Annotated in this window: 21 protein-coding genes; 7 read left to right on the top strand and 14 right to left on the bottom strand. The window is 52.4% G+C overall.

What is annotated here, in order from left to right; genetic code table 11:
• Positions 1–4: 4 nt before the first annotated feature.
• Positions 5–850: an undecaprenyl-diphosphate phosphatase gene (locus tag IE092_RS09655; protein ID WP_189356965.1), complete on the bottom strand. Its 846-nt coding sequence runs from the start codon at positions 848–850 to the stop codon at positions 5–7.
• 273 nt (positions 851–1,123) lie between these two features.
• Between IE092_RS09655 and IE092_RS09650 the strand changes: the two genes are divergently transcribed.
• From IE092_RS09650 to IE092_RS09630, 5 genes are all read left to right on the top strand, one after another.
• Positions 1,124–1,612 (top strand): hypothetical protein, encoded by a 489-nt coding sequence (locus tag IE092_RS09650; RefSeq protein ID WP_189356964.1) that lies wholly within the window; start codon positions 1,124–1,126, stop codon positions 1,610–1,612.
• A gap of 255 nt (positions 1,613–1,867) precedes the next feature.
• Complete coding sequence (locus tag IE092_RS09645; RefSeq protein ID WP_189356963.1) at positions 1,868–2,494, top strand: TetR/AcrR family transcriptional regulator; 627 nt, start codon at positions 1,868–1,870, stop codon at positions 2,492–2,494.
• Between the two features lie 130 nt (positions 2,495–2,624).
• Positions 2,625–3,275: a protein-L-isoaspartate O-methyltransferase family protein gene (locus tag IE092_RS09640; RefSeq protein WP_189357218.1), complete on the top strand. Its 651-nt coding sequence runs from the start codon at positions 2,625–2,627 to the stop codon at positions 3,273–3,275.
• An 18-nt stretch (positions 3,276–3,293) separates the two neighbouring features.
• A complete protein-coding gene (locus tag IE092_RS09635) occupies positions 3,294–3,617 on the top strand; it encodes a rhodanese-like domain-containing protein (RefSeq protein ID WP_189356962.1) in 324 nt (107 codons plus the stop codon).
• Between the two features lie 24 nt (positions 3,618–3,641).
• Positions 3,642–4,961: a TolC family outer membrane protein gene (locus IE092_RS09630; protein ID WP_189356961.1), complete on the top strand. Its 1,320-nt coding sequence runs from the start codon at positions 3,642–3,644 to the stop codon at positions 4,959–4,961.
• 84 nt (positions 4,962–5,045) lie between these two features.
• On the opposite strand, the gene IE092_RS09625 is transcribed toward IE092_RS09630, so the two are convergent.
• The 4 genes from IE092_RS09625 to IE092_RS09610 all read right to left on the bottom strand — a co-directional run bounded on the left by IE092_RS09625 (position 5,046) and on the right by IE092_RS09610 (position 7,563).
• Entirely contained in the window at positions 5,046–5,885 is an 840-nt protein-coding gene (locus IE092_RS09625) for an AraC family transcriptional regulator (protein ID WP_189356960.1), read from the bottom strand.
• A 90-nt stretch (positions 5,886–5,975) separates the two neighbouring features.
• Positions 5,976–6,287, bottom strand: coding sequence for a hypothetical protein (locus IE092_RS09620; RefSeq protein WP_189356959.1), 312 nt, complete (start codon positions 6,285–6,287; stop codon positions 5,976–5,978).
• 61 nt (positions 6,288–6,348) lie between these two features.
• Positions 6,349–6,951 (bottom strand): phosphorylase family protein, encoded by a 603-nt coding sequence (locus tag IE092_RS09615; protein ID WP_189356958.1) that lies wholly within the window; start codon positions 6,949–6,951, stop codon positions 6,349–6,351.
• Positions 6,952–7,149: 198 nt separating this feature from the next.
• Complete coding sequence (locus IE092_RS09610; RefSeq protein ID WP_189356957.1) at positions 7,150–7,563, bottom strand: hypothetical protein; 414 nt, start codon at positions 7,561–7,563, stop codon at positions 7,150–7,152.
• Positions 7,564–7,811: 248 nt separating this feature from the next.
• On the opposite strand from IE092_RS09610, the gene IE092_RS09605 reads away from it, so the two are divergent.
• Together IE092_RS09605 and IE092_RS09600 are read left to right on the top strand one after the other, a co-directional pair.
• Positions 7,812–9,884 carry a S9 family peptidase gene (locus tag IE092_RS09605; RefSeq protein ID WP_189356956.1) on the top strand — a complete coding sequence of 691 codons (2,073 nt, stop codon included), beginning with the start codon at positions 7,812–7,814 and terminating at the stop codon, positions 9,882–9,884.
• 161 nt (positions 9,885–10,045) lie between these two features.
• Positions 10,046–10,201, top strand: a complete 156-nt coding sequence (locus tag IE092_RS09600; RefSeq protein ID WP_189356955.1) for a hypothetical protein — start codon at positions 10,046–10,048, stop codon at positions 10,199–10,201.
• 31 nt (positions 10,202–10,232) lie between these two features.
• On the opposite strand, the gene IE092_RS09595 is transcribed toward IE092_RS09600, so the two are convergent.
• From IE092_RS09595 to IE092_RS09555, 9 genes are all read right to left on the bottom strand, one after another.
• The gene (locus IE092_RS09595; protein WP_189356954.1) at positions 10,233–12,728 is read right to left on the bottom strand and encodes an adenosylcobalamin-dependent ribonucleoside-diphosphate reductase; all 2,496 of its coding nucleotides are present in this window, start codon (positions 12,726–12,728) and stop codon (positions 10,233–10,235) included.
• 153 nt (positions 12,729–12,881) lie between these two features.
• A complete protein-coding gene (gene waaA, locus IE092_RS09590) occupies positions 12,882–14,168 on the bottom strand; it encodes a lipid IV(A) 3-deoxy-D-manno-octulosonic acid transferase (protein WP_189356953.1) in 1,287 nt (428 codons plus the stop codon).
• A gap of 37 nt (positions 14,169–14,205) precedes the next feature.
• Positions 14,206–15,195: a glycosyltransferase family 2 protein gene (locus tag IE092_RS09585; RefSeq protein ID WP_189356952.1), complete on the bottom strand. Its 990-nt coding sequence runs from the start codon at positions 15,193–15,195 to the stop codon at positions 14,206–14,208.
• Complete coding sequence (waaC, locus tag IE092_RS09580; protein WP_189356951.1) at positions 15,195–16,169, bottom strand: lipopolysaccharide heptosyltransferase I; 975 nt, start codon at positions 16,167–16,169, stop codon at positions 15,195–15,197. The genes IE092_RS09585 and waaC overlap by 1 nt, the downstream gene beginning before the upstream one ends.
• Positions 16,170–16,247: 78 nt before the next feature.
• A complete protein-coding gene (locus tag IE092_RS09575) occupies positions 16,248–17,624 on the bottom strand; it encodes a phosphomannomutase/phosphoglucomutase (RefSeq protein ID WP_189356950.1) in 1,377 nt (458 codons plus the stop codon).
• A 28-nt stretch (positions 17,625–17,652) separates the two neighbouring features.
• Positions 17,653–19,551: a polysaccharide biosynthesis protein gene (locus IE092_RS09570; RefSeq protein WP_189356949.1), complete on the bottom strand. Its 1,899-nt coding sequence runs from the start codon at positions 19,549–19,551 to the stop codon at positions 17,653–17,655.
• 6 nt (positions 19,552–19,557) lie between these two features.
• Positions 19,558–20,118 carry a sugar transferase gene (locus IE092_RS09565; protein ID WP_189356948.1) on the bottom strand — a complete coding sequence of 187 codons (561 nt, stop codon included), beginning with the start codon at positions 20,116–20,118 and terminating at the stop codon, positions 19,558–19,560.
• 5 nt (positions 20,119–20,123) lie between these two features.
• Positions 20,124–21,083 (bottom strand): UDP-glucose 4-epimerase family protein, encoded by a 960-nt coding sequence (locus tag IE092_RS09560; RefSeq protein WP_189356947.1) that lies wholly within the window; start codon positions 21,081–21,083, stop codon positions 20,124–20,126.
• Complete coding sequence (locus tag IE092_RS09555; protein WP_189356946.1) at positions 21,080–21,871, bottom strand: glycosyltransferase family 2 protein; 792 nt, start codon at positions 21,869–21,871, stop codon at positions 21,080–21,082. Before IE092_RS09555 ends, IE092_RS09560 begins: the two co-directional genes overlap by 4 nt.
• Positions 21,872–21,881 lie beyond the last annotated feature (10 nt).

The raw sequence follows: 21,881 nt of genomic DNA, 5'->3' as shown, positions 1-21,881 counted from the left end.
CAGATTAATCGACCCAGTTGATGACGCCGGTGTAAGCCGTAATCAGAATCATGATACCGAACGCAATGCGGTACCACGCGAAAACGCGGAAATCATGCGAGCTGATATAACGCAGCAGCCAGCGCACACAAAAGAATGCAGAAATAAAGGCTGCAACCGAACCCAGACCGAACATCGGCAAGTCTGCCATCGACAATTCATTACGCGCTTTGTACAGCGAGTAGACTGTTGCACCCAGCAGGGTAGGAATCGCGAGGAAGAAAGAAAATTCTGTTGCTGCCTTACGGGATAAGCCAAACAGCATGCCACCGATAATCGTGGCACCGGAACGGCTGGTGCCCGGTACCAGCGCAAATGCCTGTGCCAGACCAACTTTGACGGCATCTGCAATGGTCATGTCATCTACCGACTGAATGCGTGCTTTGGAATCATCCAGTGCCGGTTTGCCATCCTGACGGCGCTCCACCCACAGAATAATCAGACCACCGATAATGAAGGCCATTGCCACCGGTACCGGCGCAAACAAATGTGCCTTGATGCTTTTAGAAAACAGCATGCCCAGCACGGCCGCCGGCAGGAATGCGATGAGCAATTTCAGCGCAAACATACGCGCTTTTGTATCGGAGCCCAGACCCAGCAGCACGCTGGCGATTTTTTTACGGTATTCCCAGCAAACAGCAAAAATCGCACCGGCCTGAATGACGATTTCAAACACTTTTTGAGTTTCACCGGTGAAGTCCAGCAGACTGCCCGCGAGAATTAAGTGACCAGTCGAGGAAATCGGAAGAAATTCTGTCAGGCCTTCCACGATGCCCATAATAATGACTTTAATTGCGAGTATCAGATCCATTTGCGTTTGCCGGAAAGGTTGGAAAAAATAAAACGGGTCGAAGCTTACCATGCCGCTATGCCAGCTGGCACTCTAAAACCATCGTCAGCCGCCGACTGTTTTGCATGGTAGTGGTGAGGTAAAGGTTATGGAAATGATGCTTGCCTAAAAAATGGGCAGAAATATTCGATAAAAAGTACTGATTTTCGCTACCACATGATTTGGGTTTGATAATCGTGCACTGATCGACAATACTTTTAAGATCAGTATATGCAGACTTATCAGGAGACGAATATGGACCGCAGCGATCATTTCTCAGCAGCAAGCTCTTTCAGTGAAAGCACGGCGCTTGACAGTGCTGCCGGAAGTCTGACCAGCAGTTTTCAGGGATTCAGTGAACAAACGGAAATTCACTCCGGCACACCGGCACAACTCGGCGCTTATCGTTTTCAGTTATCTCCTCTGCAGTCCACCCGCAGCATGCTGATGCAAATCGAGCGCGATGGCGAAACCATTATCAACGCGCCGTTACCATTGCAGTTTGCTAAAGGCGAATTACGCAGCGCCAGTATCCGTATTCGCGGCGCGGAGTATTTACTGCTGGCAGTCAGCTCTGCATCCCGCGCTATTCAGAGCAGCAAACGCTGGTTTGCCATGTTCCGTGCTGACGGAAGCAAGGTCTGTGCGACGCCGGTCAGTGGTGCGCTGGCAGCGATTGTGCCAACCGGCGACGGAATCGCATTGCACTTCAGCGGTGGTGCCAGCATGAAAATCCGTGTCTGACCACCGTACCGATTGCGCAGCCTGAAAAAAAGACAGCGCACATAAGTTAGCCAAGGGGAGCCGCAGGCTCCCCTGTTTTATTTGCTGCTTCGGCAAGCTTTTTCTGCAGTCCGTTCCTTCAAACTGTCAGTCTGTCGCAAACCGGTGGTGTTGTGCCGCTTTGTTTGACATGATCCGACTCGTCTTCGCTTGACGCTGTATGCAGCAGGAATTACATTACTGACTCAAGAGTAAGTTATTTTTACCGGGTCTTTTATGTCTTTTCCGTGCAAGCCAAAGTGGGAGCGGCGCAAAGAAGCGCGTCCTCAGGAATTGTTGTCAGCGGCGCTGGATTTATTCGTCGAGCGCGGCTTTGCTGCAACCCGGCTGGACGACGTGGCAAAAGCTGCCGGTGTCTCCAAAGGCACCTTGTATTTGTATTATTCGAGCAAGGAAGAATTGTTTAAAGCCGTCGTGCGAAACGGTATGGTACCGCTGATCGGTGAAGCAGAGTCCATGGTGGATTCATTTGCCGGAACGACTGAAGAACTGTTCCGTACGCTGATGCGCACCTGGTGGGAAAGTGTCGGTAATACCAAGTTGTCGGGCTTGCCCAAGCTGATGATGGCGGAAGCAGGGAATTTTCCGGAGTTGTCCGCTTTCTATCAGGAAGAAGTGATTGAGCGCGGTGAGCGCATGGTCGCCAGCATGTTAAGGCGTGGCATGGAGCGCAAGGAAATCCGGCGGGTCGATCTGGAAATTGATGCCCGGTTGCTGATTTCTCCGATGATTATGATGATGATGTGGAAACATTCGACTGGTGTCTGTAAGGTTGATCCGGAAAAGCTGGACGACTATCTGGCGCACTATATCGAACTCGCCTTACATGGATTGCGTCCCTGATACGGGCTGGCAGGCTTTTCAGACACTGCAGATGTGACAGGAAATACAGAGAAAGCTGGGAATTCGCCCCTGTGCAGGCATGGGCTTTGCTAAAATGCGGGTTCCCTTAATTTATGCACCGAGTGAAGAAATGAATATCGAACAAGCCCGTTTCAACATGATTGAGCAGCAGATCCGTCCATGGAATGTACTGGATAAAGATGTGCTGGACATGCTGCTCGTGGTGAAGCGTGAAAATTATTTCCCTGAAGAGCAGAAATCGATGGCGTTCTTTGATACAGAGCTGCCACTGCCGGGCGGACATAAAGCGATGTTCCCGCGTGTGGAAGCACGTGTTATGCAGGAAGTGCTGGTCAAGAAGCAGGAGTCGGTTTTGTTGCTGGGCGCTGCGTCCGGTTATCTGGCAGCTTTGCTGGCACATGCCGGTCGTCATGTCACTGTGCTGGAAGCTGATGCAGGACTGAAAGCGCTGGCAGAAAAAAATCTGGCAGCTGACGGTGTGCGTAATGTCACGTTGCTGAATGTGAATGGTCTGACTGCAGAACAGTCCGGTCGTTTTGATGTGATCGTTGTCGCCGGTGGACTGAACCAGTTGCCGGAGCAACTGCAAAAACAATTGAATGTCGGTGGCCGTTTGCTGGCATTTGTTGGCGAACTGCCAATGATGCGCGCATTACTGATCACCCGCGTATCCGATACGGCATTCACCAGCAAAGAAGTGTTCGACACCGTATTGCCATTGCTGCCGGGTGCGACACCAGCGTCTAAATTCAGCTTCTGACAGAAAGTAAACTCGTCCATGCAACACATTACTGCTACTGAACTGGCCGCATGGCTGGCGGATTCGCAAAGAAAAGCACCTGTTTTACTGGATGTCAGGGAACCAGCGGAGTATGAAACCTGTCATATTGCCAACGTACAACTGATGCCGATGCGTACCGTACCTGTGCGTATGAATGAACTGGATCAGGATGCCGAGATTGTTTGTATCTGCCATCACGGCGGTCGCAGCATGCAGGTCGCACATTTTCTGATCGCTCAGGGATTTGCGAATGTCTGGAATATGACCGGCGGTGTGCATGCGTGGGCGTTGCAGGTCGACCCTTCGATGCCGACTTATTAATTTTACTTTTTGACGGAGCGTTACATGCGTAAGCCTTTGATTGCGACTTTGCTCGCAAGTGCTTTTTTCAGTCTGCAGGCGCAGGCAACGGATTTGCTGCAAGTGTATAAAGATGCGCTTGCAAATGATGCGACGTTTGCCAGTGCCCGTTCTGCATTGAGCGCAGGGCAGGAAAAATACGTACAGGGACGCTCCGGTTTGCTGCCGACAATCGGCCTCAGTGGCAGTGATATCCGTACCAACAGTACGCTGCAAAGCGATTTACCTGTTCCTGACCGCAGTATCACGTCTTACAGTAATTCTGTGAGTTTGAGCCTGTCTCAGCCACTGTTCCGCTGGGCAAACTGGCAGCAATATGAGCAAGGCAAATTGTCGGTTGCGATCAGCGAAGCGCAATTTGCACAGGCAAGTCAGGATCTGATTTTGCGTGTTGCGCAGGCGTACTTTGATGTTCTGGCATCGCAGGATTCTCTGGAAACACTGAAGGCGCAAAAAACAGCGATTTCTGAGCAGCTGGCATCAGCGAAGCGCAACTTCGAAGTCGGTACAGCAACCATCACTGATACCCATGAAGCACAGGCACGTTACGATCTGGTAACAGCACAGGAACTGGCAGCGCAAAGCGATCTGGAAGTCAAAAAATCGGCATTGCAGCAAATCATCGGCAAGCCTGCCGGTGCGCTGGCAACGCTGAAACCAGCGGTGAAACTGGCGTCTCCGAACCCGGTTGGTATTAACGACTGGGTCAGCGCTGCAGAAAAACAGAACTATGGCGTAACTGCGTCTGAACTGAATGTGGAAATCGCGAAACGCACGATTCAACTGAACCGTGCAGGTCATTATCCGACAGTAGATCTGGTGGCATCTTCTGGCCGCAGCTCTTCTGTTGCCGGTGCCAGTGGTAGTGGTGTTTCGAAATCGAATTCGATTGGTATTCAGTGGTCTGTTCCTATCTTCGCCGGTTTCGCTGTTGACAGTCGCGTTAAAGAAGCCATCGCACTGGAAGAAAAAGCACGTAATGATCTGGAGGCAAATCGCCGTACTGCAGCGCTTGGTGCACGTCAGGCATATGCCGGCGTGACCAGCGGTCTGGCACAGGTGAAAGCGTATGAAGCGGCAGAAATTTCCAGCCAGTCAGCATTGGATTCGAACAAGCTCGGCTATCAGGTTGGTGTCCGTATTAATATCGACGTTCTGAATGCGCAGCAGCAGTTGTACACCACGCGTCAGAATCTGGCGAAAGCCCGTTACGATACGATTCTGAATGGCTTGCGCTTGAAAGCAGCGGCAGGTTCTCTGAAAGAAGATGATCTGAACGAAATTAACACCTTGCTGCAACAGTAACGCGTACAGTCATTCTGGCTGTTCAATAAAAAACGCCTCAGTGCATCATGCTGAGGCGTTTTTTTATTACCGGGGTCTGATGCATCAGACAACGTAAAACAAGCGTCTGAAATCTGCTGGTGCAATACGGTACAGCCAGTAACCGGGATCATCTGATGCGATTTTTTGTAAAAGCTGCGTAGGACTATGACCAATTAAGCTGACGAATTCTCTGGCCATATGTGCCTGATCGTAATAGCCGAACTCCTGTGCGATCCGGGTCAGTTCGCCGTGTTCCGGGCGGTTGCTCAGCAGATGCAGCATGGAATAACCATAGCGTGACATGCGGCGTATATCCCGTAACGGCAAGCCGAATGCATCCATAATTCTTCTTTCGAGCTGACGCTGACCAAAGCCCAGCGCCTCGGATAAGTCCACCATCGGAAAGAAAATTTTGTGCTGGGCCTTCATCAGTACGTCGGCAAACAAGCCGGTTCTGCTGTGTGGAAGTACAGCCAGTAAAAATACCTGAAACGCAGCGAGACCGTCGCTGATGCTGAATTGCTGATGTCGTGCCTGCATCAGTCCCTGACAGGCCTCAGCCGGAAATACTTCGTGCATTAGCCGGTAGGCTCCTACCAGACCAGCGGGATGAATGCCGCAGGCTTCATACAGCACACCTGGTCGGAAACAGACGGAAAATGCGACAGTTCCTGGCTGATAGCGGGTATGAAAATGTTCGATGAACGGTCCCAGTAAATAGGCATCCGGAATCGGATGATATTCACCATCAGGCCCGAGAATTTCACCGCCACCACGCAGAAAAAAATGCAGGGAAGGACTAAGTGCCGCCGGAATGCTGCCACTGCAGCCATCCAGATGTAACACCAGAGTAGGCAGTAGCAGGCTGGATAAGCGCGGATCAGGATCGGCAATTTGATACATGAGGGGCTGGCAGGCACATGCAGTGTGAACAGTCTGCCATGATCGCACAGAATACCGCAGGCAGGTATTTGCCTGCGGTTCAGGTAAAGCTCAGCTGAGCCAGTGACGGGTAGCCGTGCCCAGATAATGTCCGATTAATACGATAAACGCGAACGGAACCAGACCTGAGATTGTCTGCGACAGCAAGCGGGTGAACAGACCGAATCGTTCCGGCATCAATGGTGCCATCATCCAGCTGCAGCCGAGAAAGCAAATACCGGCGGAAAACAGAAACAGCATGAACGCAACACCATCAGGGCGATACGGCGCAGAAAAAGCAATCAGTCCGCACCAGATGATCCAGGTCGGCACTACAACCAGTATTGAGCGCTGACTGGTTTCCAGCCAATGAACGTTTTGCATATTAACCTCCTTACCACCATCGTACACCGTTCACGCCGCCATGCCGCTTTCTTAACTGTATTTAACCTTGCTGCAAGTGACGAATCAGGCGGTGCAGGCCTTCTGTCATCGCCGCAACGGAGCCCATCATATCCCACTGATCATCTTCGGTGCTGACGATATTCGAGATGGCGCGCAGCTCAATGAAGCGCTGCTGCTCTTTCAGGCAGACATGGAAAAATGCGCCGCCTTCCATATTTTCCAGATCAGACTGTGTGGTATCGATAAACGGTGCCATTGCTGCATTCACGGAAATGCCGCGGGCACGACGCATGTCCAGGTCTTCCGGTAAATGCGGGCAGTGCAGGGTGTGACGTCGTTCGAAATCCATATCGATCGGTAAATGGGCCATATGCACGAAGCCGTCTTTGGTGAAGAAGCCCAGATCGGATTCGACTTCTGCTTCCACCAGTGCAACTTCGCCGATTTTCATGCCGGAGTGCGGAAATACACCGGCGATGCCGGACAAGATCAGCCAGTCCGGACGGTGCTCATAAATCGCTTTCATGGTGGCGTAAGCAGTGCAGGTCAGGCCGACGCCGGAAACGATGCTGATGACGTCATCTGAGCGGAACAGGCTGGCTTCGGTAGCGGTAGGAAACAGGACAACAATTTTGCAGGACATGGCGGTTTTCAGTAAACATTGAAGAAGCCGGCCATGACATCAGGGCATTTGCGCGTCGCTGTTCTTTGGCCGGTTTAACCAGCATAACAGAGTCGTGCCGGTGCAGGCGTATGCTGCCAGTGCAGACTGCGGAGAGCCTTGCTGAGTATCAAGCGATGATCAGACCTGAGCAGGGTGACGCATCCGGTTTGCGCTGTATCAGGCAGGTGCCTGACAGCGCCACAGACCTTCGCGTTGCAGCCAGGTACTCATCTGTAAGTTGTATTCTTCCGCATAGACTTGCGCAATTGCCGCCAGCTTGCGGTGCTCATACTGATGCGCGACGGTGATGCTGCCGGGCATATTGTTGATGGCATGCGGTGGAATTGCACAAGCCTGCTCCAGGCCCGGTACCTGTCTCTGACTGTCGCTCCATGTGATAAAGCGGTGGTCGCCGCGGCGTATCGCTGCACTGACATCCTGCTCCGGTTTGGCGGAATTCAGCCAGCCGAGTTCGCGCAATGCCTGTTGCTCTTCGCTATCTGCTGCTGTGCCATGCTGCGCAATTTGCCAGACCATGCCGCAAAACATCAGCGTCAGTAAGCCGGCAGTGAAATGTTGCATGCTGATCATAGCGCCTCCTCCGTCCTGCATATGAATATCACTTTTATGTTTTGATTCTAGAGATTTATGCAAAGAAATTCTTATAACAAATGTCACAACATCTGATGTGTTCTCTGGTTTATTCAGAGCAGCAAAATTTCTAAAAATTATTGCCGCGCTGCACCATGAAAGCCGCTGTTGCCGAGCGGATAAGCGCATGCGGCTGCTGTTACAATGCTGCGCTGCCGGCAGACCCGGCATAGTTGACAGGAGGCGTAATGAAATACCGTTTGCTGGCCGCATTGGCCGCAATGTGCTGGAGCAGTGCACAAGCTGATGTGCGTGGTTTGCAGATTGAAGATCTGGTGCGGATGGAACGTGTTGGTGCACCATTGTTATCGCCGGATGGCAAAAAAGTGTTGTACACCGTGCGTGTGACCGACATGGAAAAAAACCGTGGCGTCACGAATTTGTGGATGCAGGATCTGAACAAACCGGGTAAAGAGCAGCAACTGACCACCACGGAGGCCAGTGATGCAGAATGGTCGCCAAACGGCGACGCAGTATATTTTCTGTCTTCCCGTTCCGGCAGCAGCCAGATCTGGCGCTTGCCTTTACAAGGTGGTGAAGCGCAGCAGGTAACGGATTTGCCGCTGGATGTGGATAATTTCCGCCTTTCCCCCAAAGGCGACCGCTTATTGTTCAGTCTGGCGGTGTTCCATGACTGCAAAGTGCTGCAGTGCACGACAAACAAACTGGCAGTGCAAAAACAACAAAAAACCACCGGTCGTATTTATGACCGCCTGTTTGTACGTCACTGGGATGTCTGGGCCGATGGCCGTCGTGCAACTCTGTTCAGTGCTGCGATTGGCAGCGATGGCAAGGTGCGTGGTGAACCGGTACCGCTGAGCCTGACACTGGATGGTGATGTGCCTTCCCGTCCGGATGGCGACCATGAGGAATATCAGTTCAGTCCGGATGGCAAGACCGTGGTGTTTGCCGCACGTATTGCAGGCAAAACCGAAGCGTGGTCGACGAATTTCGATCTGTATCAGGTACCGGCGGATGGCTCTGCCTTGCCGAAAAACCTGACCGCAGACAATCAGGCCTGGGATACCAAGGCACGTTTTTCGCCGGATGGCAAAACGCTGGCGTATCTGGCGATGAAACGTCCGACATTTGAAGCAGACCGTTTTCAGGTCATGCTGATGGATGTGGCGACGGGCAAAAAGCGTGCGCTGGCGGCAGACTGGGACCGTTCGGCGATGGATTTCCGCTGGAGCAGCGATGGTCGTCAGATTCTGGCGGTGGCGGATGATATCGGTCAGCATCGCTTGTTTGCGCTGGATGTTGCCAGCGGCAAAGTGCGCACCCTGACTGGCGCCGGTTCGGTGAATGGCTTTGATACGCATGGCGATACACTGGTCATCAGCCATGCCAGTTTGTCCGGTGACAGCCAGTTGTTCAGCACCCGCCTCAGCAGTGCAGCGCAGACTGAGGCTGCAAAAATGACCCGTCTGACGGAGCGCAATGCGGCGATGATGAAAGATATCCGTCTCGGCGAATACGAACAGTTCAGCTTTGCCGGTGCGAATGGTGAAACGGTGTACGGCTATGTGATGAAGCCGTGGAATGCGCAGCCGGGGCAGCGTTATCCGGTCGCGTTTCTGGTGCATGGCGGCCCGCAGGGCAGCTTTGGCAATGAGTGGGGTTACCGCTGGAATCCGCAGATTTATGCTGGTGCCGGTTATGCTGCGGTGTTTATCGATTTCCATGGGTCCACCGGTTACGGCCAGAAATTCACTGATTCCATCAGTGGTGACTGGGGCGGCAAACCGCTGGAAGATCTGAAAAAAGGTCTGGCAGCGGCGGCACAGAAATATCCGTGGCTGGATACCAGCCGCGCCTGCGCGCTGGGTGCATCGTATGGTGGCTATATGATGAACTGGATCGCCGGTAACTGGAACGATGGCTTCCGCTGCATCGTTAATCATGACGGCGTATTCGATACCCGCGGCATGGCGTATGCGACCGATGAAATCTGGTTCACCGAATGGGAAAACGGCGGCGCTTACTACGATGTGCCGGAACTGCACGAGAAATTCAATCCGGTGCGTTTCGTGAAAAACTGGAAAACGCCGATGCTGGTGGTGCAGGGCGAGCTTGATTTCCGTATTCCGACCGAACAGGCACTGGGCACCTTCACAGCGCTGCAGCGTCGCGGTATTGAAAGTAAACTGCTGATTTATCCGGATGAAAACCACTGGGTTACCAAACCCGCCAATTCCGTGCTGTGGCATCACACCGTGCTGGACTGGTTAAAAGATCATCTGAACCGTCCGGCGAAATAAGCATTTGCCGGATCAGACTGATCCTGTTAGCTGAAAACCGGCCTGTAGTCAGGCCGGTTTTTTTATGCATTATCTGCGCCGCTGGCGACCGCCGTTGTGCAGAAGTCCGCATTTATGCAAAAAATCACCTGCCCGGAGAGCGAGCGTTTTCGCGGACAACCGTGAAAAAAGGCCAAAAACCTGTGCAGAACACCGCATTTCGGGCATTTTTGGCAATTTGGGGGCAATCCGGAGCGGTCGGGTATCTGCTGGCGCTGGCGGACAAAAGAAAAAGCGGACTGGTGAAGTCCGCTTTTTTCATTCAGCTGTTGCCGTGAGCATTGGCTGTCAGCGATCCTGCATCCGTCGTCAGCCGCAGGCGCCGACATAGCCGCAGGCAACGCAACGGCTGCAGCCATCGATTTTCTGCAATGCATGAGCACCGCATTCCGGACATTTTTTACCGCCGCTGCTCGCTTGCAACGGTGTGTGGTCGGCTTCATCGTTCAGATCTTCCAGACCGTATTGTTGCGCACGGACTTTGAAACGTTCCGCCAGTACCTGTACCGGAATCTGATTGCCGTTGGCATCCAGATAGCCGCGTTTGACCAGAATACGCTGCAGACAGTAGCCAATCGCAGCGACTTCAGACTCATGGAACAGTGGTACGGTGCTGCCATCTTCTTTGGTGATGGTGCCGCAGCGCACCGTGCCTTTATCCCACACCACTTCGCGCATATCGGCCAGCGCTTTGGCGATGGAACCACCGGAACGTGCTGCCATCGACAGCAGACGCATACTGGCGGAAATCCATTGCTGGCCGTCATTTTTCTGACCGGCAGGCATGAAGAATTCAAACGGACGTTCAATCGTCACGCGTTCACCGCCAACCACCCCTTCGACATGGATGAAGCTGACCGTCAGATACACGGTTTTTTTGCCCTCGTAAGTGGTGTACTGCACTTTGGAAGTAACGGATTCCAGATCACCGAAAGGGCGGCCTTCAAACTGTTTGCGCAGTAAGTCTTCATCCGGTTGCGTACGGACTTCCGGAGCCGCCACCGGCGTTTCGCTGGCAACCGATAACACGCTGCCCAGCACATTATTCGGACGGTAAGTCGCCAGACCTTTCAGGCCGGCTTTCCATGCGTCGAAATACAGGCTCTGGAAATCGTCGTAAGGGTAATCCGCCGGAACGTTAACCGTTTTGGAAATCGAGGAATCAATGTAAGGCTGCACCGCTTCCAGCATTTGCATATGGTCGGCGGCAGACATTTCCAGCGCAGTCACAAACTGTTGCGGAAGCTTGCTGCTGTCGGATACATCATGACCCATTGCACGATACAGACGCCATGCGTGGTCTGCCACTTCGTAGGTCTGGGTTTCGCCGGATTTCATGCGTTTTTTTCGGTTGTACACCCATGAAAATGCCGGTTCGATGCCGTTCGAGGCATTGTCAGCAAAAGCCAGTGTGATCGTGCCTGTCGGTGCAATCGACAGCAGGTGCGAGTTACGCAAGCCGTGCTTACTGATCGCATTCCGCACGTTCTTCGGCAGACGGCGGGCGAAGGTGCCGCTCAGGTATTTTTCTGCATCAAACAGCGGGAACGCGCCTTTTTCTTTGGCCAGATCGACCGATGATAAATAGGCCTGATCGCGCATGGCTTCCGACACTTTGGCGGCAAAGGCGCGGCCCTGTTCGGAATCGTAACGAATGCCCAGCATGATCAGCGTGCTGCCAAGGCCAAGGAAACCGAGGCCGACGCGGCGTTTGGACATCGCTTCCGCTTCCTGCTGCGGTAATGGCCATGCCGTTGCATTCAGTACATTGTCCAGCATACGGGTCGCGACCGCAACCACGCTCTGGAAGGCTTCCACATCAAAGCTGGCATCCGGCTGGAAGGCATTGCGCACAAAGCGGGTCAGATTGATGGAGCCAAGGCAGCAGCAACCGTAGTCAGGCAGCGGTTGTTCCGCACACGGATTGGTTGCTTCGATTTTTTCGCAGTAGTACAGATTGTTTTCTGCATTCATGCGCGACAGGAACAGAATGCCGGGTTCTGCGTGGTCATAGGTGGAGCGCATCACCATGTCCCACAATTCACGCGCGCGGACGGTTTCATACACCCACAGGCCGTCATCGCGCAGCCATGCGCCTGCAGTTTTTTTCTCGTCGCCGGGTTCGGCTTTGTGTACCAGACTGAAATCGCCGTCTTTTTCCACCGCTTCCATAAATTCGTCGGTGACGGCGATGGAGATATTAAAGTTGGTCAGCGCGCCCTGATCTTTGGAACGGATAAATTCGCGGATATCCGGATGGTCGCAACGCAATACACCCATCTGCGCTCCGCGGCGCGCACCGGCAGATTCCACGGTGGAGCAGGATGCATTGAAAACGTGCATGAAGGAAACCGGGCCGGAAGCACGGGAACGTGTGCCGCGCACCAGTGCTTCTTTCGGACGTATGGTGGAGAAGTCATAGCCGACACCGCCACCGCGACGCATGGTTTCCGCAGCATCTGCTAAAGCAGCATAAATGCCGGGTTTGCCATCGGTGGAATTCGATACGGAGTCACCTACCGGTTGAACAAAGCAGTTGATCAGGGTTGCGCGCAAATCCATACCGGCAGCCGAGTTGATACGGCCTGCAGGCACGAAACCATTCTTTTGCGCCCACAAAAATTTCTCTTCGTAATAAGCGCGGACATCGGCCTGTTCCACGCTGGCCAGCGCACGCGCTACACGGCTTTGCACATCATGGATCGTGGCTTCACCGCCCTTGGCATATTTTTCCAGTAATACATCCAGCGAAATTTCTTGGGGATTCATATCAGTAATTCCTGGTAATTGATCAACAGCGTTCATAGTAGGGTTTAACTCAGGAGTGATTTGGCTAAGGCAGTGTAAAGAAAGCTCGGAATATGTCATTGACTGCTCTCAAGAGCGGCAGTGACCCGCAGGAATTTCCGGACTGGCGGAAATTCCTTGCAGATCAACACCGTCATTCAGGGACTGACTTCAGGACAGGTAAGGTTTCAGCACCTGCAGTGTGCGCGCTGTAGCGCCCTGGTGCTGATGGAAAAAGGTCAGAGCCCGGCTGCCCATCTGCTGCCGTCCGGCAGGGTCAGATAACAATTCTGATGCGGATTCCAGCATACACCCCGCATCGGCACAGCGTAAAGCTGCACCTGCAGCAATGGCCTGACCGGTGACATCAGAAAAGTTAAAGGTATGCAAACCAATCAGTACCGGTTTGCCGATGGCGCAGGGTTCGATCAGATTGTGACCGCCAAACGGCAACAGACTGCCGCCGATGAAGGCCAGATCCGCCATCGCGTAATACATAAACATTTCGCCCATACTGTCACCCAACAGCACATCAGCAGATGCCAGTGCGGCGGTGTGTTCCGTTGTAGTGAGGGCTGACCTGCGCAATACCTGCAAGCCTGCTTGTGCCAGCATCTCGGCTACCGCATCGAAGCGTTGCGGATGGCGCGGCACCAGCAGCAGTAATGGCGCATTTTGTATTGTGTTGCCACGCGGCCATTTTTTGAGAAAGGCTTCTAAAATCAGGGCTTCTTCACCATCCCGTGTACTGGCGCACAACAGGACAGGGCGCGTACCACATTGTGCCCGCATTGCTGCACCGGCGTTTAATTGCTGCTGCGGAACGCTGACGTCAAATTTGATATTGCCGGTAATGGCTGGTGTGTTGCCGCTCAGGCTTTGCAGACGGCTTGCGTCTTCGCTGGTTTGCGCCGCGATCACGGAAATGGCTTTGGCTGCAGGTGTGATCAGGGAAGACAAACGTTGCGCTTTACGCAGTGAACGTTCTGACAGGCGGGCATTGACCAGCGCCACCGGAACTTTTTCCTGCTGACAGGTTGCAATCAGATTTGGCCAGACTTCGGTTTCCATCAGCACGCATAGTTGCGGACGGAAATGTCTGAGGAAGCGCCTGACCAGTAAGCACAGATCGTAAGGCAGAAACGCTTGCGTCACACGCGGATTCTGCCCGAATAATTGCGCACCGGCTTCACGTCCGGTCGCCGTCATATGGGTCAGCAGGATGCTGGCGTCCGGATAGTTTTCCAGCAAACCTCGCACCAGCGGTTCCGCCGCACGTGTTTCTCCCGCAGAAACCGCATGCACCCAGATGATGCGGCTGGCGCTGAAGGACGAATAAAAGCCGAAACGTTCACTGATATGCTGACGATAGCCGGGCTCGCGCCGGCCACGCCACCACAGACGAGCCAGTACGACAGGCAATAAAACAGTCCAGATCAGGGAATAAAGCAAACGCATGCAGCTACCGAATCGCGTAAAAGAGCGTGATCTTAGTTTAATTTCGCTTTCCGGTCAGATTTTTGTTCAGTAAACCCCAGACAGTGGCAATGCTGACCCGACGGTTTGCCTGAATTTGTTGTCTTTTTTTCCAAAAATGCGGCAGCTGGCGGATGGCATCCAGTTTGGATCGTTTAATCACCTGAAACTGGCCGTGGCGGGCAAAGTGCAACACTTCGACCAGATTCAGCATCAGATGCAGTGGCAGGCAGAGCCAGAACAGGATTCCAGGCATATTTTTTACATAGGTCCAGACCAGATTGCGGTGTCCGTGATAAACAGAAAAATCACTACGGCGGCCGGTAATCGCAGAGCCTACATGGCGCGCAACGGAGCCGGGAACATACAGACAGCGGTAACCTGCCAGCAAATAGCGGAAGCCGAGATCGATATCTTCAACGTAGCAGAAGTAATCTTCATCGAAGCCACCCAGCTGATCGAATACATCACGCCGGTATAGTCCGGCAGCGGCGCAGCAAGAAAAAATTTCTTTCTGCTGTAAATGTGCCGGTGTCACTGCTTGTCCATGTCCTTCGCGCCAGACCAGTCCGCTTAAATGATAAGCATCTCCGACACCATCCAGCATCTGCTCACGGTTAGCGTCCATCAGCCGGCTGCCGAAAATCGCAAACTCCGGGTGGTTTTCTGCAGCGAGTGCAAGTTGCAATAACCAGTCAGGATCAGGGAATGCATCCGGATTCAGTAGGGCGATCCATTCACTGTCCGGGTGCATTTTTTGTACGGCAAGATTATTGCCCTTCGCGAAGCCCAGATTCGCACCTGCATGAATTACTTTGGCTTCGGGAAATTCTGTTTCCGCACGTTGTCCGGAGCCATCCTGACTGGCGTTATCAACAAGAATGATTTCCAGCGGGCGCAGAGTTTGTTCGCGCAGTTTTGCGAGGCAATCCAGAACCAGCTGACCACCGTTAAAGTTCACAATCACCACGCTGATCGCGGGCGTTTTTTTCAGCAGAGCGGCAGACATCAGTTCAGTAACTCCATAGCAGCGGCAAAGACTTCTTCGACAGAAGGGACGATTCCGGCATCACCCGTATTACGGATACGCGGTGACCAGTTACCCTCGGTTTTCCAGCGAGGTGAAGCTGTGTAGATTTCAACAGTTGGGGTTTCGTAGGCGGCAGCGATATGTGTCAACCCGGTATCCACGCCGATCGCCAGCCGCGCGGATTGTGCCAGTAAAACGGCCTCCATCATGCTGAGTTTCGGTAATACGCTTGCTTGCGGAATTGCCGCTGCCATCGCTTCGGCCTCTTTTTTCTCTTCTTCATTGCCCCATGGCAGCAGTACCGGCATGCCGGTACTGGCGAGCTTCGCGGCGAGTGCGATCCAGTTTGCCCGTGCCCATTTTTTAGCTGCACCGGCAGTGCCGTGAAAAAATACGATATAGCCGCCCGCGGGTTTCCACGGCGCTTCAAGTGTTGGTGGCAGCAGGCCAAAACTGGCAGGTGTATCCAGTTCTTTGCCAATGGCTTTCGCAGCAACCAGACGTCCCCGATCGACGGCATGCGTGTAAGGATCGGTCGCTATACTTGTATCATGAAAAATGCGGGAAATACCCTCATAGCCGGAACCCGCAGTACCGTTTGCAAGGCCAATCTTTCTGCCACCAGGCGCTTTTTTCGCCAGACCAAGAATGATGCCGGTTTTCAGCAGGCCTTGTGTTTCGAGAATCAGATCATAGGATTCGCTACGCAGTGTCCGGATGAATCCGCTGATTTCTTGACGTACGCTGGCTTGCCCTAAATGCTTGCGCCAGCGTCGCTGCGCATAGGGAATAATGCGGCGTATGCCCGGATGTAATTGCAGAAGGCTGACGTAGGCTTCTTCCACTACCCAGTCAATCTGTGCATCGGGATAATGCCGGTGCAGATCGTTCACCAGTGGCAGATTATGTAAGACATCTCCGAGTGAGGAGACCCGTATCAGCAGTATTTTCACAATAGACAGTGTGCGGATAAAAAATCAGAGAAGAAAAAAAGACCGCCGGCACGCAGCCGGCGGTCTTTCAGACTTCCGTTAAAACGGCAGTTGTGCGTCCGGTTTGACGCGCAGAATGGCAGCCTTCAGCGCAGCCTGAATGCGTGCCAGTGCTTCCGGTGTTTCGGCTTCAAAGCGCATCACAATGACAGGGGTTGTGTTAGATGAACGAGCCAGACCAAATCCGTCCGGATATTCCACACGTAAACCATCAATCGTAATGATTTCATCAGCACCGGGGAAGTCAGCCTGTGCCTGCATTTGTGCGATGATGCGGAAGTTTTCACCTTCTTCCAGCTTCAGTTGCAGTTCCGGCGTAGAGCTGGATTGCGGCAGGCTGTTCAGGGTAGCCGTCATATCAGGCAGGCGGCTGATGATTTCCAGCAAACGCGCACCGGCATACAAGCCGTCATCGAAGCCATACCAGCGGTCTTTGAAGAAAATGTGACCACTCATCTCACCACCGAGCGGAGAACCTGTTTCTTTCAGTTTTGCTTTCACCAGCGAGTGACCGGTTTTCCACATCAGTGGTACGCCGCCGCGTGCTTTGACCCAAGTGCTGATGTGGCGGGTACACTTCACATCGTACAAAATCTGTGCGCCGGCGTGGCGGGTCAGCACATCTTCTGCAAACAGCATTAACTGACGATCAGGGAAAATCACTTGTCCGTCTTTGGTCACAATGCCAAGGCGGTCGCCGTCACCGTCAAACGCCAGACCGATTTCAGCATCGGTGGTTTTCAGGCAATGGATCAGATCTTCCAGATTTTCAAGATGAGCCGGATCCGGGTGGTGATTCGGGAAAGTACCATCCACGTCACAGAATAATTCAATGACTTCACAACCCATGCCGCGGTAAAGGTCAGCTGCGAATGCACCTGCCACACCATTGCCGCAATCCACTGCAATTTTGACCGGACGGCTGACTTTGACATCGCTGGTGATGCGTTCGAGGTAAGCGGCACGGATATCATGAATGCGATAGCTGCCTGAACCTGCAGAAAATTCTTGTTTTACAATGGCCTGATACAGTGCCTGAATAGTGTCGCCGTAGATCGCTTCACCTGCCAGTACCATTTTGAAACCGTTGTAATCCGGCGGATTATGACTGCCGGTCACCATAATGCCGGAGCGGGTTTCCAGAACATTTGTTCCGAAATACACCATTGGTGTTGCGACTTGCCCGAGGTCAATCACATTGACACCAGTGGCCTGCAAACCAGCAGCAAGCGCACCGGAAAGTTCCGGTCCGGACAGACGGCCATCGCGGCCGATAACGACAGTCGTTTCACCTTTTTTCAGCGCGGCAGTACCAAACGCTTGCCCGATCTGATGTGCAACGGTTGCATCCAGTGTTTTTCCGACGATGCCCCGGATATCGTAGGCTTTGAAAATACTTTGAGCTGGTTGGGTCATGTTATTTGTCGTTTGTAAATATGAAAAATCAGGAAACTTGTCTCTGCTTCCACAGAAAATCTTCAATCTCACACTGCGGTTGATATTCTGCCACTAATTCCAGTAAAAGCTGCCGGATTTCCTGTGCCTGATTTTGGTCACAGGCGAAGCGCAAGCGTTCCAGTTTTTGCTGTAGTACTTCCCAGGGCAGTTCTGTTTCCTGTGCCCGCATAATCAGGGGATGGTTTGTGCCTTCGACATTGTCACCGATGAGCAATTCTTCGTACAGTTTTTCTCCGGGACGTAAACCAACATGGCGGATTTCTATATCGCCGTTGGGACTTGCTTCTGAGCGAACTTCTAGGCCGAATAAATGAATCATACGGCGTGCCAGATCCTGGATGCGCACCGGCTCGCCCATATTCAGCACAAATACATCGCCACCTTCACCCATTGCACCTGCCTGAATCACCAACTGCGCCGCTTCCGGAATTGTCATGAAGTAACGCGTGATGTCAGGGTGCGTTAACGTTACGGGGCCGCCAGCCAGAATCTGTTTCTTAAATAACGGCACTACTGAACCAGACGACCCGAGTACATTACCAAAACGAACCATACAGAAGCGGGTTCCTTTTTGCTCACGGGAAAACGCCTGCAAAATCAGTTCAGCCACGCGTTTGGTGGTACCCATGACATTGGTTGGCCGTACGGCTTTGTCAGTCGAGATCAGGACAAAATTACTGACTCCGGTTGCCATTGCCGCCTGCGCAACCGACAGTGTGCCGAAGACGTTATTCAGAACACCTTCTGCCGGATTATGTTCGACCAACGGGACATGTTTGTACGCAGCTGCGTGGTAGACGGTGCGGATAGCAAAGCTGGAAAAAATGGTTTCGAGCTTATCCTGTTGTCGTACCGAACACAGTACTGGAAAGAGTTCACAGTCGGGCGCGTATTGCCGGGCAAGTTGTTGTAACTCCTGCTCTATTGTGTAGAGCGCAAATTCGGAAGACTCGATCAGGATTAAGCGCTTTGGTTGTTGACGCAGTATTTGCCTGCATAACTCTGATCCTATGGATCCGCCAGCACCAGTAACCGCGACATGTTGCGCACGTATGCACTGGCTGAGCAGCCTCTGATCCGGTTCTACGGGATCGCGACCGAGTAAATCTTCGACTTCAACTTCGCGGACATCCTGCATTTTCAGTTGTCCGGACATCAGTGTTTTCAGAGACGGGGTTAGCCGAATCTTCAGTTTGAACGGTTCGAGCTGATCCAGTATCTGTTTGTGACGTGATCTGGAAATAGAGGGCATCGCCAGCAATAACTCACGGATTTCGAATTTCGCGATCAGCTTCCCAAGCTCTTGCGGTGCATAAACACGTACTCCACCAATCAGCGCTGCATGTTTTTGCGGGTTATCGTCAACAAAAGCAACACAGACGTACTGGCTGTCATGTCGCATCATTGCTGCCAGTTGTGCTCCGGCCTGACCGGCACCATAAATGCAGACCGGGATCGCATCTTCAAGCAGGCTGACGCGTGCCAGCCAGTGACGAGCAGCAAAGCGACTCGCTGACAGGTAAAAGATAGAGCCCATCCAGAAAAAACCGAACACTGCGCGGGAAATGGGCAAAATGTGCAGCATCAGACTGATAAAAGTCAGAACTAGCACGCTAACGGAGGCACCCAGAACGATGACCCCGATGATTTTCTGATCGATAAAGCGGACGACAGCCCGGTACAATCCAATGCGCGCAAACAAGGGAATGCTGATCAGCGGCGCTGCAATCAGCAGCCAGAAATAATGACGCAGTAATTCTGGATTCAGACCCTCATAGCGCAGCCAGATGGCAACGGCCAGTAACACCGGCAAACTGATGAAGTCCATTGCCATCGCCAGCATTTGCTTTTGCCGACGTGAAAGATTGGAGAGAAAGTGCAACATGCGGGCTCAGTGGGTAATGCCGTCTCGGCGTAAAACTTTAACAAATGTCAGTACCAGTATCCGGATATCCAGCATGACGGATGCATGCTCAAGATAATAATGATCAAGCGCAACTTTCTGTTCGTTCGGGACTTCATCACGACCGTTGATTTGTGCCCAGCCGGTTAAGCCGGGTACAAGTGCGTGCACACCGCAATCCGTACGCATTTTGATCAGATCATGCTGATTGAAAAGGGCGGGACGCGGGCCGACCAGGCTCATGTCACCACATAGAATGCTCCATAACTGTGGCAGCTCATCCAGACTCGACTTGCGCAGAAAAGAGCCGATCGGTGTCAGATATTGTTCCGGATTCGTCAGCAAGTGTGTAGCGACCGCCGGCGTGTCAATACGCATACTCCGGAATTTGGGCATGCGAAAAATACGGTTATGTTTGCCAACGCGGTCAGACCAGTACAAGACAGGGCCACGTGAGGTCAGTCTGACCGCAAGCGCAGTCAGTACAAGTGGCAGTAACAGCAGCAAACCTGCTGTCAGAACGACGAAGAGATCCAGTATACGTTTCATACACGTTATTTTTTATCAGATTCCTGTGCAACAGTGATGGCAAGTCCCTCGGCAACGGAGAACGGCGGATTCCACTCGAGCAAATGACGTGCCTTGCTGATGTCGACTTGCAATGAACCGCATAAGCGCTGAGCAATGGCTTGTTTTCCTGCGATCTTTGCCAGTGTTGTCAGTAAATTCGGCGAAAGCTTCCACAAACGGGATTTTGTCTGTAATGCGACAGCGCAGGCTTCCAGTAATTCCGTGGTCGATAAGTCATGTCCGTCTGAAATCTGGAATATTTCCTGCCTTGCCTTGGGGTGATACAAACAGTGAAGAATAAAATGTACGAGATTCCCGACAAATACCAGACTGCGCTGATTATGAATTCTGCCCAGCGGTAGCGGGACGCCTCGCTTTACCCATTGCAGCATACTTTGAAAGTTGGCTTTTACTCCCGGGCCATAGACCAGCGGCGGGCGAATGATAGTAACCGCCATACTGGTTTTCTTGCCCACTGCCAGTAGGGCTTTCTCTGCTTCCAGTTTCGATAAACCGTAGGGGTCATGCTGGTCTGCGATATCCTGCTCCTGAAAAGGCTGATCCGGAAGTGTGGATTCGCCATTGACCTTGACTGAACTCAGGAAAATAAAATGCTTCACCCCAGCTGCTGCTGCCTGTTGTGCCAGATGTACAGTGGCATCGACATTAACTGCACGAAATGCAGCAAGCGGATCGCTGACGGTCTCGCGCATAACATGAACGCGGGCAGCGCAATGAATCACAGCACCTGATTGCTGCAACAACGGTAACCAGTCTGTGTGCTTATCCAGCGCGTTGATTTGCGGGTTTTGTAAAGCAGGGTGCTGACGGGAAAGTGGTCTGCGTGTCGGACAAATCAGTGAGTAGCCTGCATCCAGCATTGTGTCTGTCAGTGCATTACCAACAAAGCCGTTAGCACCGGTGATCAGAATGGATTGATTCATAGAGACTGACTGATTTTTCCGCGCGTGAAGGGATAAACCACAGATCTGCGCAAAACAAAACGTATAAAGCTTGAAAGGAACCAGCGTGCATGCGGTGATAACAGACTGCGGTTTCGGTGTGCCGCCTGGTGAACTGCTTTGAGTCCGGGATAGTAGCGGACTTTGCGACCAGAAATGCAGTAAGAGCGGTAGCAGATATCAACATCCTCGAAATACATGAAGAAATCAGTATCAAACCCGTTCAGATCCCGGAAATGTGATGGACGGAACGCGAGAAATGCACCTGACGCCCAGTCAACATCGCAATTTTGTATCAGCGAGTGCTTTTGAATTGCCTCCGTCAGTCCGCGTATCTTTAAAACACGAAACGGTGTCAGCAGCGATGGAAAAAATCTGACATTGGCATCAGTTTGCTGAAAATTCGTATCTTTGTACAAATTAACTGTTGCCAGAGTAGTACTGTCGCTTCGCATTTGCTGATCCAGCGAACGCAGCATGTCGGCGTTTGTCTGGATATCAGGATTCATTACAATAAATAAGTCCTCAGCAGATAATGAAAATTCAGCAGCAATTCTGTTGAACAGGAAATTATTGTTTTCACCAAATCCCATTCCCGGCTTTTCTTTGGTGTAACGAACCTGATGCTGCAGGCAGAATGCTTCCAGCTTCACGGAGGGTAAATTATCTTTCACCCACAAGGTAACAGCAGGGTTGGCAGCGAGACCACAAAGCTGACTTTCAATCAGCATTTCTTCGTGTCCGTGACTAATGATGGCGATATGAATCATGTATTAACTG

The organism is Cognatundibacterium squillarum, from assembly GCF_014652435.1.
Taxonomy (GTDB): domain Bacteria; phylum Pseudomonadota; class Gammaproteobacteria; order Burkholderiales; family Burkholderiaceae_D; genus Undibacterium; species Undibacterium squillarum.
Note: the sequence above shows the minus strand (reverse complement) of the source record. Positions and strands in the feature narration are given on the sequence as shown.

What these genes read in the sequence shown, in the direction of transcription:
- IE092_RS09610 (WP_189356957.1), bottom strand. Translation starts at nt 7,563, where the DNA reads ATGATCAGCATGCAACATTTCACTGCCGGCTTACTGACGCTGATGTTT.
- IE092_RS09635 (WP_189356962.1), top strand. Translation starts at nt 3,294, where the DNA reads ATGCAACACATTACTGCTACTGAACTGGCCGCATGGCTGGCGGATTCG.
- IE092_RS09555 (WP_189356946.1), bottom strand. Translation starts at nt 21,871, where the DNA reads ATGATTCATATCGCCATCATTAGTCACGGACACGAAGAAATGCTGATT.
- IE092_RS09645 (WP_189356963.1), top strand. Translation starts at nt 1,868, where the DNA reads ATGTCTTTTCCGTGCAAGCCAAAGTGGGAGCGGCGCAAAGAAGCGCGT.
- IE092_RS09630 (WP_189356961.1), top strand. Translation starts at nt 3,642, where the DNA reads ATGCGTAAGCCTTTGATTGCGACTTTGCTCGCAAGTGCTTTTTTCAGT.
- IE092_RS09625 (WP_189356960.1), bottom strand. Translation starts at nt 5,885, where the DNA reads ATGTATCAAATTGCCGATCCTGATCCGCGCTTATCCAGCCTGCTACTG.
- IE092_RS09595 (WP_189356954.1), bottom strand. Translation starts at nt 12,728, where the DNA reads ATGAACGCTGTTGATCAATTACCAGGAATTACTGATATGAATCCCCAA.
- IE092_RS09575 (WP_189356950.1), bottom strand. Translation starts at nt 17,624, where the DNA reads ATGACCCAACCAGCTCAAAGTATTTTCAAAGCCTACGATATCCGGGGC.
- IE092_RS09640 (WP_189357218.1), top strand. Translation starts at nt 2,625, where the DNA reads ATGAATATCGAACAAGCCCGTTTCAACATGATTGAGCAGCAGATCCGT.
- IE092_RS09585 (WP_189356952.1), bottom strand. Translation starts at nt 15,195, where the DNA reads ATGTCTGCCGCTCTGCTGAAAAAAACGCCCGCGATCAGCGTGGTGATT.
- IE092_RS09615 (WP_189356958.1), bottom strand. Translation starts at nt 6,951, where the DNA reads ATGTCCTGCAAAATTGTTGTCCTGTTTCCTACCGCTACCGAAGCCAGC.
- waaA (WP_189356953.1), bottom strand. Translation starts at nt 14,168, where the DNA reads ATGCGTTTGCTTTATTCCCTGATCTGGACTGTTTTATTGCCTGTCGTA.
- IE092_RS09620 (WP_189356959.1), bottom strand. Translation starts at nt 6,287, where the DNA reads ATGCAAAACGTTCATTGGCTGGAAACCAGTCAGCGCTCAATACTGGTT.
- IE092_RS09650 (WP_189356964.1), top strand. Translation starts at nt 1,124, where the DNA reads ATGGACCGCAGCGATCATTTCTCAGCAGCAAGCTCTTTCAGTGAAAGC.
- IE092_RS09570 (WP_189356949.1), bottom strand. Translation starts at nt 19,551, where the DNA reads ATGTTGCACTTTCTCTCCAATCTTTCACGTCGGCAAAAGCAAATGCTG.
- IE092_RS09560 (WP_189356947.1), bottom strand. Translation starts at nt 21,083, where the DNA reads ATGAATCAATCCATTCTGATCACCGGTGCTAACGGCTTTGTTGGTAAT.
- IE092_RS09655 (WP_189356965.1), bottom strand. Translation starts at nt 850, where the DNA reads ATGGATCTGATACTCGCAATTAAAGTCATTATTATGGGCATCGTGGAA.
- IE092_RS09605 (WP_189356956.1), top strand. Translation starts at nt 7,812, where the DNA reads ATGAAATACCGTTTGCTGGCCGCATTGGCCGCAATGTGCTGGAGCAGT.
- IE092_RS09565 (WP_189356948.1), bottom strand. Translation starts at nt 20,118, where the DNA reads ATGAAACGTATACTGGATCTCTTCGTCGTTCTGACAGCAGGTTTGCTG.